Source organism: Lentzea sp. NPDC058450 (assembly GCF_042721395.1).
GTDB lineage: Bacteria > Actinomycetota > Actinomycetes > Mycobacteriales > Pseudonocardiaceae > Lentzea.
This window is the reverse complement of record NZ_JBHXLO010000007.1, coordinates 99,486-117,264: the sequence shown is the minus strand read 5'-3', so window position 1 is coordinate 117,264 and position 17,779 is coordinate 99,486. Positions and strand designations below refer to the sequence as shown.

15 protein-coding genes are annotated in these 17,779 nt (G+C 69.5%); 11 read left to right on the top strand and 4 right to left on the bottom strand.

Translation table 11 applies throughout. The features are described 5' to 3' along the window. Positions 1–235: 235 nt before the first annotated feature. Entirely contained in the window at positions 236–865 is a 630-nt protein-coding gene (locus ACFWNN_RS13705; RefSeq protein ID WP_285646816.1) for a TetR/AcrR family transcriptional regulator, read from the bottom strand. Positions 866–990: 125 nt separating this feature from the next. Here ACFWNN_RS13705 and ACFWNN_RS13700 point away from each other — a divergent pair, with 125 nt between their 5' ends. The 11 genes from ACFWNN_RS13700 to ACFWNN_RS13650 all read left to right on the top strand — a co-directional run bounded on the left by ACFWNN_RS13700 (position 991) and on the right by ACFWNN_RS13650 (position 14,686). Further along, positions 991–1,944, top strand: a complete 954-nt coding sequence (locus ACFWNN_RS13700) for an alpha/beta fold hydrolase (RefSeq protein WP_382440222.1) — start codon at positions 991–993, stop codon at positions 1,942–1,944. 70 nt (positions 1,945–2,014) lie between these two features. Beyond that, positions 2,015–2,983, top strand: coding sequence for a DUF3152 domain-containing protein (locus tag ACFWNN_RS13695; RefSeq protein WP_382440221.1), 969 nt, complete (start codon positions 2,015–2,017; stop codon positions 2,981–2,983). Between the two features lie 79 nt (positions 2,984–3,062). Continuing rightward, positions 3,063–4,235 carry an adenylyltransferase/sulfurtransferase MoeZ gene (gene moeZ / locus ACFWNN_RS13690; RefSeq protein WP_382440220.1) on the top strand — a complete coding sequence of 391 codons (1,173 nt, stop codon included), beginning with the start codon at positions 3,063–3,065 and terminating at the stop codon, positions 4,233–4,235. Positions 4,236–4,368: 133 nt separating this feature from the next. Further along, a complete protein-coding gene (locus ACFWNN_RS13685) occupies positions 4,369–5,166 on the top strand; it encodes a TIGR02569 family protein (protein WP_382440219.1) in 798 nt (265 codons plus the stop codon). Between the two features lie 106 nt (positions 5,167–5,272). Beyond that, on the top strand, positions 5,273–7,192 hold the full coding sequence (locus ACFWNN_RS13680; protein ID WP_382440218.1) for a molybdopterin oxidoreductase family protein: 1,920 nt from the start codon (positions 5,273–5,275) through the stop codon (positions 7,190–7,192). Further along, the gene (locus ACFWNN_RS13675; protein ID WP_382440217.1) at positions 7,189–8,688 is read left to right on the top strand and encodes an FAD-dependent oxidoreductase; all 1,500 of its coding nucleotides are present in this window, start codon (positions 7,189–7,191) and stop codon (positions 8,686–8,688) included. The genes ACFWNN_RS13680 and ACFWNN_RS13675 overlap by 4 nt, the downstream gene beginning before the upstream one ends. Before the next feature lie 96 nt (positions 8,689–8,784). Further along, positions 8,785–10,086, top strand: a complete 1,302-nt coding sequence (locus tag ACFWNN_RS13670) for an MFS transporter (RefSeq protein ID WP_382440216.1) — start codon at positions 8,785–8,787, stop codon at positions 10,084–10,086. An 88-nt stretch (positions 10,087–10,174) separates the two neighbouring features. Beyond that, a complete protein-coding gene (gene nirB / locus ACFWNN_RS13665) occupies positions 10,175–12,631 on the top strand; it encodes a nitrite reductase large subunit NirB (RefSeq protein WP_382440215.1) in 2,457 nt (818 codons plus the stop codon). Then, on the top strand, positions 12,628–12,939 hold the full coding sequence (gene nirD / locus ACFWNN_RS13660; protein ID WP_382440214.1) for a nitrite reductase small subunit NirD: 312 nt from the start codon (positions 12,628–12,630) through the stop codon (positions 12,937–12,939). The genes nirB and nirD overlap by 4 nt, the downstream gene beginning before the upstream one ends. Next, complete coding sequence (locus ACFWNN_RS13655; protein WP_382440213.1) at positions 12,936–14,033, top strand: uroporphyrinogen-III synthase; 1,098 nt, start codon at positions 12,936–12,938, stop codon at positions 14,031–14,033. The genes nirD and ACFWNN_RS13655 overlap by 4 nt, the downstream gene beginning before the upstream one ends. After that, positions 14,030–14,686: a sirohydrochlorin chelatase gene (locus ACFWNN_RS13650; RefSeq protein WP_382440212.1), complete on the top strand. Its 657-nt coding sequence runs from the start codon at positions 14,030–14,032 to the stop codon at positions 14,684–14,686. The genes ACFWNN_RS13655 and ACFWNN_RS13650 overlap by 4 nt, the downstream gene beginning before the upstream one ends. Positions 14,687–15,023: 337 nt before the next feature. Here ACFWNN_RS13650 and ACFWNN_RS13645 read toward each other — a convergent pair whose 3' ends face one another. Genes ACFWNN_RS13645 through ACFWNN_RS13635 form a run of 3 tightly spaced genes read right to left on the bottom strand, consistent with a single transcriptional unit; the run spans position 15,024 to position 17,670 of the window. Next, positions 15,024–15,347 (bottom strand): MGMT family protein, encoded by a 324-nt coding sequence (locus ACFWNN_RS13645; protein WP_382440211.1) that lies wholly within the window; start codon positions 15,345–15,347, stop codon positions 15,024–15,026. Between the two features lie 13 nt (positions 15,348–15,360). Then, entirely contained in the window at positions 15,361–16,350 is a 990-nt protein-coding gene (locus tag ACFWNN_RS13640) for an alpha/beta hydrolase (RefSeq protein WP_382440210.1), read from the bottom strand. A 12-nt stretch (positions 16,351–16,362) separates the two neighbouring features. Continuing rightward, the gene (locus tag ACFWNN_RS13635; RefSeq protein WP_382440209.1) at positions 16,363–17,670 is read right to left on the bottom strand and encodes a cytochrome P450; all 1,308 of its coding nucleotides are present in this window, start codon (positions 17,668–17,670) and stop codon (positions 16,363–16,365) included. Between the last annotated feature and the right edge of the window lie 109 nt (positions 17,671–17,779).

The following is a 17,779-nucleotide window of genomic DNA, read 5'->3' as shown; positions in this document are numbered from 1 at the left end:
CAGCCCGTTCGGGCTCGCCTTCGGCTTCGCGTGCCGGGTTTCGTAGGTGGTTGGCTTTGCGTTGACGGCTGTCCGGTTGGCACCGCGCGCCTGGCTAAGACGGTGGTCGCCTTGCGTTGGCGACTGCGGTTTGGTGCGTGTGTGGTCGCCTGCGGTTGGGCGCGTGCCTGCCCACCGCTTTCACAACTGAGCCGGGCCTCCCTTCGGGAAGCCCGGCTCAGTCGTGTTCGTGCGGTCAGTGCTGGAGCGGGAACCCGCCGCCGATGCCGCGCCACGCCAGGTTGGAGATCAACGCCACCGCGTCCTCCTTCGGCACGCGGCGGTTGTCCGCCAGCCACGAACGGGCCGTGACCTGCGACAACCCGACCAGCCCGACGGCCAGCAGGCGTGCGCGCTCCTCGTCCAGGCCCGCGTCGGCCGTGATGGTCTCGGTGATCGCGTCGACCGAGTCCGTGGTGGCCCGCTCGACCGCGGACTGCACGGAGGGCTCGGAGCGCAGGTCCGACTCGAAGACCATGCGGAACGCCTGGCCCTCGCCGTCCACGAAGTCGTAGAAGGCGGCCACGGCGGCGCGGACGCGGAGCTTGTTGTCGGACGAGGAGGCGATGGCCGTGCGGACACGGCCCACCAGCTCGTCCACATGGGACTCGAGGAGTGCCATGTAGAGCTCGAGCTTGCCGGGGAAGTGTTGGTACAGCACCGGCTTCGACACGCCTGCCCGCTCGGCGATCTCGTCCATCGCCGCGGCGTGGTAGCCGTTGGCGACGAACACGTCCTGCGCGGCCGCGAGAAGTTGCGCGCGGCGGGCGGTGCGCGGCAGTCGAACGCCCCTGCCTGCGGGGGCGCTCTGCGCCGTCTCCGTCATGGTGCCTCCAGCACGAGTGATGCGCCGTCGGAGAGGGGTTGCCTGACCGAGGCTGAGCGCAACCTTACTCGCTGGTAGCCCACATGCGGGAACCATCTGCGCCCGATTTCCCGCATCCTGGTCTGGTGAGCACCCTGATTCCTGCCCCGTTGTCCACGGTCTCGCTGCCTCCGCTGGACACGTCGCAAACGCCGTGGCCTGGTGAGTTCCACCAGGTGGATGGCCACGAGGTGCACGTCAGGGTCACTCCCGGAGACGGGCCGAAAGCGGTCTACGTGCACGGGCTCGGTGGGTCGGCGACCAACTGGACGGACCTCGCGGCCCAGCTGAAGGACCACGTCAGCGGGTACTCGATCGACCTGCCCGGGTTCGGGCGGTCGCAGCCGATTCCCGGGTACGACTTCAGCCTCGCCACGCACGCCCGGACGGTCATCAAGTACCTGGAGACGTTCCAGGAGCCGGTGCACCTGTTCGGCAACTCCATGGGCGGCGCGATCTCGCTCATCGTGGCCGCGAGCAGGCCCGAGCTGGTGAGAACGCTCACGCTCGTCTCGCCGGCGGTGCCCGACCTCAGGCCGCGCCTCGACCGCATGTCCGACCCCCGGATGGCGCTGGCCGTGCTGCCGATCATCGGGTCGAAGGTCCGGCGCGAGCTCGCCAAGCTCACCGCGCACGAGCGCACCCGGCAGATGCTGACGCTGTGCTTCGCGGACCCGAGCGTGGTGCCGGACAACCGCATCGAGGAGTCGATCAAGGAGAACGAGGAGCGCGCCCGGCAGAAGTGGGCCGGTCAGGCGCTCAACCGCAGCACGTTCGGGCTGATGCAGAGCTGGCTCACGCCCGGCCCGAAGTCGCTGTGGCGGCTGCTGCCGCTGGTCGAGGTGCCGACGCTGGTGCTGTGGGGGGAGAACGACCGGCTCGTCAGCGTGCGCAAGGGGCCGCGGACCGCGCAGCTGCTGCCGAAGGGACGACTGCTGGTGCTTCCCAAGACCGGCCATGTCGCCCAGATGGAGAGGCCCGCCACCGTGGCGAGGGCTGTGCTGGGCATGTGGGAGGCGGTCGACCGACACACATGGTGATGAACGACGGCCATACGGGGGATGTGGGACCCTGGACGACGTGAATCGCGCCCCCGAGCGAGGACGTCCTGTGCCGCCCTCCGACCGCTACCGCCGCGGCGAGCGGCGGACCAGCGCGGAACCGCTCGCGGCCGCCTGGGAACCGGACGCGACCCAGGCCATGCGACGCCCCCGCAAGAAGAGCGGGATGAAGAGGCTCGTCTCCAACTACGGCTGGCGGATCTACGCGATCCCCGTGCTGCTGGTGCTGACTGCGCTCGTGGTGCTCGACACGGTCCAGCCCAAGGCGCCCGGCGCGGGCGGCGACACCGGCAGCACCAACGCCGCCGAGACGCCCGTCAGCACGCCCGAGGTCCCTGCCTCCGAGGTGCCGGGCAAGAAACCGGTCCTGAACATCCCGACGGCCGAGCTGCCGGGCGGTCCGGCGTTCTCCGAGGACGGCGTCGGCACGTTCAAGGCGATCGCCGGCGCGGGTGACCGGTTCGGTGACGGTGGCGCGCAGAAGTTCCGCAAGTACTCGATCGCCATCGAGGACGGCGTGAAGCCCGCCGACTACAACGACGACGCGGCCGCGTTCGGCCGCACGATCGACGGCATCCTGGCCGACCCGCGCAGCTGGATCGGCACCAAGCAGGTCGCGTTGCAGCGGGTCGAGGCGAACCAGAACCCCGACTTCACCGTGACGCTCACCACCACGAAGACCACGCACACGCTCTGCGGCAAGGAGATCCCGTTCGAGACCTCCTGCTACAACCCCGGCCAGAAGCGCGTGATCATCAACGTCGCCCGCTGGGTGCGCGGCGCCATGGTCTACGGCAGTGACCTGGCCGGATACCGCACCTACGTGATCAACCACGAGGTCGGGCACGCCCTGGGCAGCGGCCACGCGGCCTGCAAGGACAACGGCGCGCCGGCCCCGGTGATGATGCAGCAGACGTTCGGCGTCTCGAACGACTTCGTCTCGCAGCTCAACGCCGGCCAGGACGTGGTGCCCGCCGACGGCAAGGTGTGCACGCCGAACGCGTTTCCCGCAGGCTGAGACAGCTTTCCAACGGGGAAGAGTCGAGGCAGGGTAGACGTTGTCTCGGACACGGAGACATTCGTCGAGGAGGACCAGCATGGCGCTTCCGCCGCTCGTTGAGCCAGCCGCGGAGCTGACCAAGGAAGAAGTCGCGCGCTACAGCCGGCACCTGATCATCCCGGACGTCGGGGTGGACGGGCAGAAGCGGCTGAAGAACGCGAAGGTGCTCGTCGTCGGCGCGGGCGGCCTGGGCAGCCCGGCGCTGCTGTACCTGGCCGCGGCCGGGGTCGGCACGCTCGGCGTCGTCGACTTCGACGTCGTGGACGAGTCGAACCTGCAACGCCAGGTGATCCACGGCCAGTCCGACGTCGGCCGCCCGAAGGCGGAGTCGGCGCGCGACTCGGTCGCCGAGATCAACCCGTTCGTCAAGGTGATCCTGCACCAGACGCACCTCAACTCCGAGAACGCGCTGGACGTCTTCCGCGACTACGACCTGATCCTCGACGGCACCGACAACTTCGCCACCAGGTACCTGGTGAACGACGCCGCGGTGCTGCTGGGCAAGCCGTACGTGTGGGGCTCGATCTTCCGGTTCGAGGGCCAGGTCAGCGTCTTCTGGGAGGACGCCCCGAACGGCCAGGGCCTCAACTACCGCGACCTCTACCCGGAGCCGCCGCCTCCCGGCATGGTCCCGTCGTGCGCCGAGGGCGGCGTGCTGGGCGTGCTGTGCGCGTCCATCGGCTCGATCATGGTGACCGAGGCGATCAAGCTGCTCACCGGTATCGGCGACCCGTTGCTGGGCCGCCTGATGGTCTACGACGCGCTGGAGATGTCGTACCGGACCATCAAGATCCGCAAGGACCCGGAGTCCCCGAAGATCACCGAGCTGATCGACTACGAGGCGTTCTGCGGGGTCGTGTCCACGGACGCGCAGCAGGCCGCCGCGGGCAACACGATCACGCCGCTCGAGCTCAAGCACAAGCAGGAGTCCGGCGAGGACTTCCTGCTGGTGGACGTGCGCGAGCCGCACGAGTTCGAGATCGTCCGGATCCCCGGTTCCGTGCTGATCCCTAAGGACAAGATCCTGTCCGGCGAGGCGTTCTCGGAGCTCCCGCAGGACAAGCCGCTGGTGCTGCACTGCAAGTCCGGTGCGCGCTCGGCGGAGGCCCTGGCGGCGCTGCACAAGGCGGGCTTCAAGGACGCCGTGCACGTCGGTGGCGGCGTGCTGGCGTGGGCCCGCGAGGTGGACCCGAGCCTGCCGACGTACTAACGGTGGTGGGTGCTTTCGGGGGCATCGACACCCGAAAGCACCCGTCACTCGTTCGGCTTTTCGAGTGGCGGCGCGAATCACCGCGTGCCGTGATCCACCACCCGGACGGTCTAAGCAGGTAGCGTGCCCGACCGTGACCCGCTCCCCCGAACCGCCCCCAGCGCACGTGCGTGCGGCGTTCGGGGCTCGTGACGCCGAGCCCGAGCTCATCGACGGCGGCCCTGCCTGGCGCTGCGGCGACGCCACCATCAGGCCCGCGCCCAAGCCCGCCGAGGCCACCTGGATCGCGAAGACCCTCGACGGTCTCGACGTCCACCACCTGCGGATCGGACGACCGCTCAGATCGACGGACGGCCGGTACGTCGTCGGCGGCTGGTCCGCCACCAAGTTCCTGGCCGGACGGGCCGAGCCGCGGCACGACGAGGTCATCGCCGTCGCGCAACGGCTGCACCAGGCCACGGCCGAGCTGCCCAAGCCCCGGTTCCTCGACGCGCGCACGGACGTGTTCGCCGTCGCCGACCGCAAGGCGTGGGGCGAGGAGGACGTGCCGCTCGACGCCGATCTCGGCGGGCGGACGTTCGACCTGCTGAAGGACCTGCGCAAGCCGCTCAACCTGCAGCCGCAGGTCGTGCACGGAGACCTGTTCGGCAACGTGCTGTTCGCGGGCGACGCCCCGCCGGCCGTCATCGACTTCACCGCGTACTGGCGTCCCGCCGAGTGGGCCGCGGCCGTGATCGCCGTGGACGCCGTGGCGTGGGGTGGCGCGGACACCGGGCTGTTCCACCGGTGGAGCCACCAGGCCGAGTGGGAGCAGGCGCTGGTGCGGGCGACGATGTTCCGGCTCGCCGTGCACGCGCTGCACCCGTTGTCAACGCCACAGTCCTTTGCGGGCTTGGAACGAGCTGCTCACTTCGTCACCGCACTGCTGTGAGCGGGCCATTTTCCACTGACGAAACATTGGGTCGCATTGGGTTAACGAGCGCTTCTTAGCGTTCGGAGGCGTGACCCATTGCCCTTACTGCGCGCTGCAGTGCTCCATGAGCGTCATCGACGGCCAGGTGGCCCCTGGTCCCGGTGGGCTGTGCCAGAAGGGCTGGACGGCGGGGGAGCTGCTGCGGCATCCCGGCCGGCTCACCACTCCGCTGCTGCACGGGTCGCCGGTGTCGTGGGACGAGGCGCTGGACTACGTGGCGGCGCGGATCGGGTTCTACGAGCCCGACGAGGTCGCCGTGTTCGGCGGTGGCGGGCTGACGAACGAAAAGGCCTACGCGCTCGGGAAGTTCGCGCGGGTGGCGTTGAAGACCTCGCAGATCGACTACAACGGCCGGTTCTGCATGTCGTCCGCCGCGGCGGCGGGCAACAGGGCGTTCGGGCTCGACCGCGGGATGCCGTTCCCGTTGACGGACCTGCGCACCGCGGACACCGTGCTGCTGGCGGGCTCGAACCCGGCCGAGACGATGCCGCCGTTCCTGCGGCACCTCGAAGGCGCGCGGCTGATCGTCATCGACCCGCGCCGGACCGCGACGGCCGAGCGCGCGACGCTGCACCTGCAGCCCGCGCCGGGCACGGATCTGGCGCTGGCACTGGGTTTGCTGCACACCGCCGTCATCGAGGGCGTGATCGACAAGGAGTACATCTCCGCGCGCACCACGGGTTTCGACGACGCGTGGCGGGTGGCGGCGTCGTGGTGGCCGGAGCAGACCGAACGCGTCACGGGCGTCTCCGCCGCTGACCAGCGCGCCGCCGTGCACATGCTGGCCGGCCGGTCGTACATCCTGTCCGGGCGCGGCACCGAACAGCACGCGTCCGGCACCGACACCGTCTCGGCGTGGATCAACCTGGCTCTGGCACTGGGACTTCCCGGCCGGGCAGGATCGGGCTACGGCTGCTTGACCGGGCAGGGCAACGGCCAGGGCGGCCGTGAGCACGGCCAGAAGGCCGACCAGCTCCCGGGCTATCGCAAGATCGACGATCCCGTTGCGCGGCAGCACATCATGGACGTTTGGGGCGTCTCGTGGCTGCCCGGACCCGGCCGCAGCGCGTACGAGCTGCTGGTCGCCGAGGACATCAAGGCGATGCTGGTGTTCGGCAGCAACCCGGTGGTGTCGGCGCCGCGCGCGTCGGGCGTCGCGGACCGGTTGCGCGCGCTGGACCTGTTGGTGGTGGCGGACTTCGTGATGTCGGAGACCGCGGCGATGGCCGACGTGGTGTTCCCGGTGACGCAGTGGGCCGAGGAGGACGGCACCATGACCAACCTCGAAGGCCGGATCATCAGGCGCCGCAAGGCACTCGACCCGCCTCCCGGGGTGCGCAGCGATCTGGAGTTGCTGCACGGACTCGCGGCGCGGTTGGGGGTTGTTGAAGGCTTTCCCGTTGCGCCGCAGGAGGTCTTCGAGGAGCTGCGGCGCGCGTCGGCGGGCGGGCTCTCCGACTACTCGGGCGTGACGTACGAACGGCTGGAGTCCGAGCAGCTGCACTGGCCGGTGCCGTCGACGGATCATCCCGGCACACCAAGGCTCTTCCTCGACCGGTTCGCACATCAGGACGGGCTGGCGCGGTTCGTCCCGGTCGACCACCGCGGCCCGGCCGAGCCGCCGGACGCCGAGTTCCCGTTGCAGGCCACCACCGGCCGCGTGTTGCAGCACTACCAGTCCGGGGCGCAGACGCGGCGGATCGACGAGCTGATGAAGGCCGTTCCCGAGATGTACGTGGAGATGCACCCGGACACGGCCTCGCGCGCGGGGCTGAGTCCGGACGGTCTGGCACGCGTCGTGTCCAGGCGGGGAACGGTCACGGCGGTCGTGCGCTGCGTGCCGAGCATGCGGGCCGACGCGGTGTTCCTGCCGTTCCACTTCCCCGGTGACGGGCGGGCGAACCTGCTCACCAACCCCGCGCTCGATCCCACGAGCCGGATGCCCGAGTTCAAGGTGTGCGCGGTGCGATTGGAGCGGGCATGAGGCGAGTCGTGATCGTCGGGTACGGCATGGCAGGGGCGCGGCTGGCGGACGAACTGCGCCGCCGGGACGCCGAGATGTCGGTGACGGTGGTGGGCGCCGAGCCGCACGCCGCGTACAACCGGGTGCTGCTGTCGACGGTGGTGGCGGGGGCGATGACACCGGAGTCGACGCGCCTGCACGACGAGGGGTGGGCGGCGGAGCAGCGGGTTGACCTGCGGCTGGGGTGCGAGGTGGTGGGGATCGACCGCGCCTCGCGCACGGTGACGATCCGCCAAGTGGGCGGGGTGAGTGGGGGCGGGGACGCTGCGGCGGCGCAAGCCCTGACCATCCCCGCCGCCGAACCTGCCGAGGCCATTCCTTACGACGCGCTCGTCCTCGCCACCGGCAGCACCCCCTGGGTCCCACCCGCCGAGGGCCTCCTCGAAGACGGCAAGCTCGCCCCCGGTGTCGCCGCCTTCCGCACCCTCGACGACTGCGCCCAGATCGCGAACGCCGCCGACAAGGGCGCACCCGTGGTCGTCCTCGGCGGCGGCCTGCTCGGCATCGAAGCCGCCAGAGGCCTGGCCGGACGAGGCTGCCTCGTCACGGTCGTCCACCCCGTCGGCCACCTGATGGAACGCCAGCTCGACCCCGGCGCCGGCGGCGTCCTCGCCCGCACCCTCGGCAAGCTCGGCATCGAGTTCCGCCTGAACGCCCTGGCCGCCAAGTACCTCCCCGGCGACGGCCTCGTCCTCGACGACGGCAGCCACCTGCCCGCCGAGCTCGTCGTGGTGTCCGCCGGTGTGCGCGCCGAGACGTCGTTGGCGGTGAAAGCAGGTCTGACGGTCGATCGCGGCATCGTCGTCGACGACGCGTTGCGCACCAGCGACCCGCGCGTGCACGCCATCGGCGACTGCGCCCAGCACCCCGGCACGGTGTCCGGCCTGGTGCAGCCCGCGTGGGACCAGGCCGCGGTGCTCGCCGACCGGCTGACCGGCGCGAACCCGGCCGCGCGGTACACCGGCACGTCGGTCGTCACCAGGCTCAAGGCGCGGGACGTGGACCTGGCCGCGTTGGGGGACGTGCACACCGACGTCGACTGCCCCGACTCGGAGGTCCTGTGCTTCCAGGAACCCTCGCGCGGCCGGTACGCCAAGCTCGTGCTGCGCGACGACCGGGTGGCGGGCGCGATCGTGCTCGGCGCGCCGGATGCGGCCGCCACGATCACGCAGCTCTACGACCGGGGCATCCCGGCGCCGACCGACCGGCTCGCGCTCCTGCTCGGACGGGCGTTGCCCGCCGAGGCCGCGTCGCCCGCCGACCTGCCGTCCAGCGCGGTGATCTGCCGGTGCAACACCGTCTCCAAAGGACAGATCGTGTCGGCCTGGCGGGCGGGCGCGGAGTCGTTGCCGCAGCTCGCGGAGGCCACGCGGGCCACGACGGGGTGCGGTGGCTGCAAGGACGCGGTGTGCGGGCTGCTCGACTGGCTCGGAGCCTCACAGCCGGCGTCGGCGTGATGTGCGGCGGAGTTGCCGTCGCCGTCATCGACCAGAACGCCGAGGTAACGAGCGGTTTCTAGGTTTTCCGGCAACGCCGACCCGCGGAGGACTTCAATGAGCTGGATCGACCACTGGGAGCCGGAGAAGCCCGAGTTCTGGGAGAGCAAGGGCAAGCGGATCGCCCGCAAGAACCTGGCGTTCTCGATCCTCGCGGAGAACCTCGGGTTCAGCGTGTGGGTGCTGATGAGCATCGTGGTGGTGAGCCTCGGTTCCGTCGGCTTCGACTTCACCGTGGGCCAGCAGTTCTGGCTGCTGATCGTGCCGAACCTCGTCGGCGCGGCGCTGCGGGTGCCGTACACGTTCGCGGTGCCGCGGTTCGGCGGCCGGGTGTGGACGACGATCAGCGCCGGGTTGCTGCTCATCCCGTGCGCGATGCTCGCCTACGCGGTCTCGACGCCGGGCACGCCGTACTGGTTCTTCCTGCTCACGTCGGCCGCGATGGGCCTGGGCGGCGGCAACTTCTCGTCGTCGATGGCCAACATCTCGTTCTTCTACCCCGAGGGCAAGAAGGGGCTGGCGCTCGGCCTGAACGCGGCCGGCGGCAACCTGGGCGTCGCGATCACGCAGCTCCTCGTGCCGATCGTGATCACCATCGGTACCGGGATCCACCTCGCCTACGCGGCGCTGATCTGGATGCCGTTCATCGTCGTCGCGACGGGCTGCGCGTGGTTCTTCATGGACAGCCTGACGCAGGCCAAGCCGGACGGGCAGTCGTACAAGCTCGCGTTGTCGAACCAGCACACCTGGGTGATGTCGTTCCTGTACATCGGGACGTTCGGGTCGTTCATCGGGTACTCGTTCGCGTTCCCGTCGCTGATCAAGCTGGCCTTCGCCGACCACAAGAGCTGGGTGGCGCTCGCGTTCCTGGGCGCGCTGATCGGCTCGGTCGCCCGGCCGCTGGGCGGCTGGCTCGCGGACCGGATCGGTGGCGCCAAGGTGACGCTGGGGACGTTCGTCGGGCTCGCGATCGGCACTCTCGGCGTGATCCTCAGCGTCGACACGAAGAACTTCGCGCTGTTCTTCGGTTCGTTCATCGCGTTGTTCGTGCTGGCGGGCGTGGGCAACGGCTCGACGTACCGGATGATCCCGGCGATCTTCCGCACCCAGTCGGACTGCGACAAGTCCGCGAAGCGCCAGGCCGCGGCCGTGGTCGGCATCGCGGGCGCGGTCGGCGCGGCCGGTGGCGTGCTGGTGAACCTCGTCTTCAAGTTCTCCCTGGAGGGCTCGAAGACGCTGACTCCCGCGCTGACCGCGATCCTCGTCTTCTACGGCCTCTGCCTCGCCACCACCTGGTGGTTCTACCTGCGCCGCACCGTCTTCGCGGCACGTCCGTCGCTCGCCCACGCAGGCGTGTGACCCCGGCCGGTTTACCGCGCCGACACACAGCAGACCTGGCGATGACACACGGCCCGGTGACGATGCCGGGGCGGAAGGAGGGACTCCGATGACTCGAACGCTGGTCGTGATCGGCCACGGCATGGTGGGCCACCGGCTCGTCGACCTCCTGCGCGACTCCGCGTGGCGGATCGTCGTGTTCGGCGAGGAGTCGCGCCCCGCCTACGACCGGGTGGCGCTGTCGTCCTATGTGGACACCTGGACCTCGGACGCGCTGGAGTTGCCCGCGCTGAGCGGGTGCGAGCTGCGGCTCGGCGAGAAGGTCGTGTCGGTGGACCGGGAACGGCGCGTGGTCGTCGGGGCGTCCGGTGTCGAGGTCTCCTACGACGCCCTGGTGCTGGCCACGGGGTCCGCGCCGTTCGTGCCGCCGGTGCCGGGCCGGGACCTGCCCGGTTGCCACGTCTACCGGACCATCGACGACCTGGACGACATCCGGGCGACCGTCGAGGCCGCCTCCCGGCCGGGCCGGAAGTCCGGGATGGTGCTCGGTGGTGGGTTGCTCGGCCTGGAGGCGGCCAACGCGTTGCGGGGCATGGGAGTGTCGCCGCACGTCGTGGAACTGGCGCCGCGGCTGATGCCGATCCAGGTCGACGACGGCGGTGCCTCGCTGCTGAAGCGCCTGGTCGAGAAGCTCGACCTGACCGTGCACACCGGCACCTCCGCCTCCTCGATCGAACGGGACGGGTCGCGGTTGATCGCCCGGCTGGCCTCCGGGCTGGAGCTGGACCTCGACGTCGTGGTGTTCAGCGCCGGCATCCGGCCGCGCACCGACCTGGACCTGGGCTTGGAGCTCGGGCCCCGCGGCGGGTACCTGGTGGACGCGGCCTGCCGCACCGCTGATCCCGCGGTGTTCGCCATCGGCGAGTGCGCTGCCGTCGAGGGTGTGACCTACGGACTCGTGGCGCCCGGCTACTCGATGGCGGAGGTGGTCGCCGACCAGCTTTCCGGTGGTGCGCGGGTGTTCCCCGGTGCGGACGTCTCCACGAAGCTGAAGCTGCTCGGGGTGGACGTGGCGTCGTTCGGCGACGCGCACGCGGCCACCGAGGGCGCGTTGGAGGTCGTGGTCAACAACGCGGTCGCCGGGACGTACAGCAAGCTCGTCGTGTCCGATGACGCCCGGACGTTGCTGGGTGGCGTGCTGGTCGGTGACGCCTCTTCCTACCTGTCGCTGCGGCCGTTGGTGGGCAAGGAAGTTCCGGCCGCCCTGTTGCAGCCTGGTGGCGCCGTCGACGTCGAGATGCCTGCTGACGCGCAGGTCTGCTCGTGTCTGGCGGTGACGAAGCAGACGATCACGGACGCGATCGTGTCCGGCGTGGCCTCTGATGTTGCCGAGCTGAAGGCCTGCACCAAGGCCGGTACCGGGTGTGGCTCGTGCGTGCCGATGCTCAAGAAGCTGCTGACCGAGTGCGGGGTCGAGCAGTCCAAGGCGTTGTGCGAGCACTTCACGCACTCCCGCGCGGAGTTGTTCGAGATCGTCCGGGCCACTCGGGTCACCACGTTCTCGGAGCTGGTGTCGCGGCACGGCAGCGGGCGCGGGTGTGACATCTGCAAGCCCGCGGTGGCGTCGATCCTGGCGTCTCTGGGCAACGGGCACATCCTCGGCGCCGAGCAGGTCTCGCTGCAGGACACCAACGACCGGTTCCTGGCGAACATGCAGCGCAACGGGACCTACTCCGTGGTGCCGCGGATTCCCGGCGGCGAGATCACGCCGGAGAAGCTGATCGTCATCGGTGAGGTGGCCCGGGACTTCGGGCTGTACACGAAGATCACGGGCGGGCAGCGGATCGACCTGTTCGGTGCGACCGTGGACCAGCTGCCGTTGATCTGGCGCCGGTTGGTGGACGCCGGCTTCGAGTCCGGCCACGCCTACGGCAAGTCGTTGCGGACCGTGAAGTCCTGTGTCGGCACGACCTGGTGCAGGTACGGGGTGCAGGACTCCGTGGGGCTCGCGATCGAGCTGGAGCTGCGGTACCGCGGGCTGCGGTCGCCGCACAAGCTCAAGTCCGCGGTGTCCGGCTGTGCGCGCGAGTGCGCGGAGGCGCGGTCGAAGGACTTCGGCATCATCGCCACCGAGAACGGCTGGAACCTCTACGTGGCCGGCAACGGAGGGTTCACGCCCCGGCACGCGGACCTGCTGGTGTCCGATGTGGACACCGCCACGCTGATTCAGGTGATCGACCGGTTCCTGATGTTCTACATCCGCACGGCCGACCGGCTGCAGCGCACCTCCGTGTGGCTGGAGGGCCTCGACGGCGGGCTGGACCACCTGCGCGAGGTCGTCGTCGACGACAAGCTCGGGATCTGCGCCGAGCTGGAGGCCGCGATGGCCACGCACGTCGACGACTACGCCGACGAGTGGCGTGGCGTGCTGGAGGACCCGGAGAAGCTGGCCCGCTTCACGTCGTTCGTGAACGCCCCCGGGGTGCCCGACCCCACCATCTCGTTCCGTGCCGAGCGGGGGCAGCGCGTTCCCGTGTCCCTGGGGATTCCGGAGGTCGTCAGATGATCGTCTGTGGCGTTGAGGCTCTGCGGCCAGAGCAGGGGGTGGCGGCCCTGCTGCCGGACGGATCGCAGGTGGCGGTGTTCCTGACCGCGGACGGCGAGGTGCACGCCCTGTCCAACATCGATCCCTTCAGCGGCGCGGCCGTGCTGTCCCGCGGCATCGTCGGTGATCGCGGCGGGGTGCCCGTCGTGGTGTCACCGGTCTACAAGCAGGCCTTCTCGCTGGCCACCGGTGAGTGCCTGGACTCGCCTTCGGTTTCCGTCGCCGTGCACGGGGTGCGCGTGCGTGACGGCGTCGTGGAGCTGACGTGACGGCGCCGCTGCCGTTGGCGGGGTTCACGATCGGCGTCACCGCGGCGCGCCGCGCCGACGAGCTGATCGCGTTGCTGGAACGCAAGGGAGCCTCGGTCGTGCACGGTGCTGCCCTGCGGATCGTGCCGTTGCCGGACGACGCGACTTTGCACGCGGCGACTCTTGAGTTGGTGTCGTCGCCGGTAGATGTCGTGGTGGCCACTACGGCCATTGGGTTTCGTGGCTGGTTCGAGGCCGCTGAAGGGTGGGGGCTCGCGGCTCGGCTGCACCGGGCGTTGTCCGGGGCCGTGGTGTTGCCGCGCGGGCCCAAGGCCAAGGGGGCGGTCCGTGCGGCCGGTCTTGTCGAGACCTGGTCGCCGACGTCCGAGTCGAACGCCGAGTTGCTGCAGTACCTGTTGCGACTTGGGGTTGCCGGGAAGCGGGTTGCCGTTCAGTTGCACGGGGAGCCGTTGCCGGACTTCGTCGGGTCTTTGGTCGCTGCCGGGGCGGATGTCGTGGAGATTCCCGTGTACCGGTGGGAGCCGCCGGCCGACACCGGGCCGTTGCTGCGGTTGATCGATGCCGTGGTGGCCGGGTCGGTGGATGCCCTGACGTTCACCTCGGCGCCTGCGGCTGCCTCGGTGTTGCGGTCTGCGCCCGATTTGGCGGCGTTGGTGGCGCGGTTGCGGCGGGACGTGCTGGTGGTCGGGGTTGGAGCGATCACCGCTGGGCCCTTGGTGGCGGCGGGGATTCCGGTGGTGCAGCCTGCTCGGTCGCGGATCGGGTCGATGGTCCGGGAGTTGGCCGTGGAGCTGCCTTCCCGGGCGTTGCGGTTGCGGATTGCTTCCCGGGACATGGAGATGCGGGCCCAGGCCGTGGTGGTCGACGGTGAGCTGAGGCCTGTCGCGCCTGCGCCCATGGCCGTGTTGCGGACTCTTGTGGCTGCGCGCGGGAGGGTGGTTTCCCGGCAGGAACTGTTGGCCGCGTTGCCTTCCGGTGGGGAGGAGCACGCGGTGGAGACTGCCGTTGGGCGGTTGCGGACTGCTTTGGGGGCGCCGCAGATGGTGTGCACTGTGGTCAAGCGTGGGTATCGGCTTGCGATGGAGCCCGTATGAAGCTGGTGCTGGCGTTTCACGGGACTCGGGATCCGCGCGGGTTGGCGGTGTGCGATTTGATCGCGGCCGGGGTTCGGGCTGTTGTGGACGTGCCTGTGGTGGTTGCTTACGCGGACGTGCTTGAGCCTTCGGTTCGGTCTGTTGTGGACTCGGCTTGTGTTGTGGTACCGGTGTTTCTGGCGGCCGGGTATCACGTTCGGGTCGACATTCCGGCTCAGGTCGCCGGGGTGCCCGGGGTTGTGGTGACTCCGCCGTTGGGGCTGGATGCGGTGCCTGCGGTTCGGGAGCGGTTGGTGGAGGCCGGGGTTCGGGCCGGGGATGCTGTGGTGCTGGGGGCCGCTGGGTCTTCGGATGCTTCGGCTTTGGAGACCGTGCGGGTTGCTGCCTCGATGGTGGGGGCTTGTGCTGTCGGGTATGTGGCTACGGCTTCGCCTCGGATTGCCGATGTGGTGGCTGGGGTGCGGGGGAGGCGGGTGGTTGTTGCCTCTTGGTTGCTGGCGCCTGGGGTGTTCCAGTCGACGCTGGGGCGGTGTGGGGCGGATGTGGTTGCCGCGCCTGTGGGGGCCCATCCGTTGGTTGTTGCCGCGTTGGTTGACCGGTATTACTCGGCGTTGCGTTCCAGCGGGGTTGGTTGCGTTCCGCAGTTCGTCTGACCTTGCGAGAGTTGGTTGCGCGGGTCTCGACGAAAGACCTGGGGTGTGCGATTGGGGCTTGACTTCGGGGCCCTTGCGAGGTGCTGGTCGGCCGGGAAAGGCCGGGCTGAAAAGCGCCCGGCCGAGCTCGAGAAGCTAGCACCTCGCACCCAAAGTCAAGCCCCAATCGCCTTGAGCGGTGGAACCGGCTCTGTGGCAGGCATTGGCCCGTTCGGGCTCGCCTTCGGCTTCGCGTGCCGGGTTTCGTAGGTGGGCGGCCTGCGTCGACGGCTGTCCGGTTGGGAGCGCGCGCCTGGCTTGCGACGGTGGTCGCCTTGCGTTGGCGACTGCTGTTGCTCTACCAGAGGCCTGGGGGCTCGACCTCTTCCTTGCGGGCCTTCTCCCAGCGGTACTCGCGCAGGTTGACCTTGCCGCCCAGGTTCGGGACGCCCTCCTCGTGCAGCAGCTGCAGTTGGGTGTCGCGGAGGTGCGGGGCGCAGGTGCCGTCGGCCTTGAGGACTCGTTGCCACGGGAGGTCGTGGCCGTCCTCGTTCAGGATGCGGCCGACGATGCGAGGGGTCGGGGCCTTGGCCAGATCCGCGATGTCGCCGTAGGTGGCTACTCGTCCGCGCGGGATCGCCAGGATGAACTCGCGGACTCGCTCGTGGATCTCTTCGTCCATGTGCCGAGTCTAGCTAGATGGTTTTTGCCCAGGTGGCCACTGCCTGGTGGTAGTCCGGGGCGTTCGGGGCGTAGTTGATCGAGTGGCCGTAGCCGTTGAGGACGTAGGTGTCCAGGCGTGGGGCGGCGGGGAAGAACGGGGCCTCGTCTGTTTTGAGGGCTGCTGGGCTTGAGCAGTCGCTGCCCATCAACGGGACGCCCGCGCTGCAGAAGTGGGTGTCGTTGCCGACGACGAGGAGGACCGGGACTCGGATCTGGCGGCTGATCGGGATGATCACCGTGTTGAGGAGGATGGTGTCCACGGCTTCTGTTGCCGCGAAGACGGTTTTGGTGGACTCGTCGTAGTCGATCGAGCCTGGGATGAGCGGGCCCGGTTTGTGGAACGCGTTGTAGCGGGTGTTCGGGGCTGTGGTGAGGTAGCCGGCGTCCAGGCCTGCCGGGATCATGTTGGCGAGGACCGGGACCACCGTTATGTAGTTCATCTTGTGCGTGAAGCCGGTGACGAGGACGCCGTCCACGTCCTGGTGGGTGCCTGCCTCGATCATCGCCATCGCCGAGCCGATGGAGTGGCCCGCGATGATGACCTTGGTGAAGCGCGGGCGCAGCTTTTCGATCACCTGGTGGGCCGCGCTCGCCTGGGTGGAGGCGGTGACCAGGGCGCTCAGGGGCTTCGAGCTCTTGCCGGTGCCGAGGCGGTCCAGGGCGAGGGTGGCGAAGCCCGCGTTGTTCTGGGACCGGGTGTAGGAGTGGGTCTGCGGTTCGAAGCCCACGTTCCAGTAGGTGCGGTCGTAGGTGCCGCCGGGGATCAGGACCTGGACCGTGGTGGCGCCCGGTGGGGTGCAGAGGGTGCCCGCGACGGTCTCCTGCGTGGTGATCAACGGGGTCAGGCCCACGCGGACCGGGTAGGTGACTTCCTGGCACGTGGTGGCGGCCGTTGCCGCGGCCGGGGCTAACAGGGTTCCGGTGGCGAGCAGCGCGGTGGCGCAGAGCCGGCGGAAACGCATGGGGGACCTCTCCTAGCGGGGGACGGCCTTCATCAGAAGGCCGGTGGGGTACGGGGCCGAGGTGAACTTGACCCTTGCCTGGCGGGTGGGGATCAGGCGCCATCTCGTGGCGATGGTGGCCAGGGTGATGATGAGTTCGGTCTGGGCGAAGGTGTTGCCCAGGCACTGGCGGGTGCCGCCGCCGAACGGGACGTAGGCGCCTCTCGGGAGCGACGAGGTGAAGGCAGGGGTCCAGCGGTCCGGGTTGAAGAGCGCCGGGTTCGGGAACGTGCGCTCGTCGTGGTGCAGGGCGTGCGGGCTGATGATCACCTCGGCGCCCGGTGGGAGGGTCGCGTCGCCGAGCTGCACGTCGGTCAGGGTGCGGCGCATGACGAACCAGATCGGGTACTTGCGCAGCGTTTCCTGGACGATCGACGTGGTGTAGGGCAACGACTTCAGGTCCGCGTAGGTGGGTGGGCGGCCGCCTAACACCTCGTCGAGTTCGGCGTGCAGGCGGCGTTCCACGTCCTGGTTGATCGCCACCTCGTAGAGCGCCCAGGCCAGGGCGATGGCGGTGGTCTCGATGCCCGCGGTCAGGAGCGTCAGGACCTCGTCGTAGGCCTGGGTGTCGGTCATGCGGGCGCCGTCGTCCTCGGCCAGGAGGATCATCGAGAGGACGTCGCCGTGGTCGGTGGCGTCGGCTCGCCAGCTCTCGATCACCTGCAGGACAACGGACTTCATCCGGGCGATGGCCGCGTCGAACTCGCGGTTGCCCGGCAGGGGGAGCTTCTCGACGAACGTCGGGGTCAGCGCCCTGATCATGCCCTGTTGGATGATCGTGAAGACGGACCGGCGGACCTCCTCGACGGCGTGGCGGCCGATCTCCGCGGAGAAGAGGGTCTCGCCGACGACGGTGACCGCCAGCTCCTGCATGTCGTTCTCGATGACGCGGATCTCTCCTGGTTCCCACCGCGCAGCCAGCGCAGCAGCAGCACGAGCCATTGTCGAGGCATACGCTTCAATCCGTTCGCGATGGAACGCCGGTTGCATCATCCGGCGCTGGCGCAGGTGGTGTTCGCCGTTCGACAGCAGCAGCCCGGAACCGAGGTACGGCTGGAACTTGTCGAACATGGCGCCTTTTCGAAACTTCGATCCTTGCGACACAAGCACTTCGTGGGTCAGCGCCGGGCTGGTCACGAAGTGCGCGTGTAATGGGCCGAGGTCGAGACGCACCACGTCACCGTGTTCGTGCAGCGCGTCGGTGAACTTGGCGCGCCGGGCGAGCATCGCCGGGGTGTGTCCGAGCAACGGCCAGCGGTGGGGAGCCACCGGGACTGGCATTCGGACTCCTGCGGAGTTGGGCCGAATGGGGACGGACCACCCTAGGAGCCGTTTGGGCGAAGACGACAGTGCCTGATCGGGTGGTTCGAGGGTCACTCGGATGGTTCAG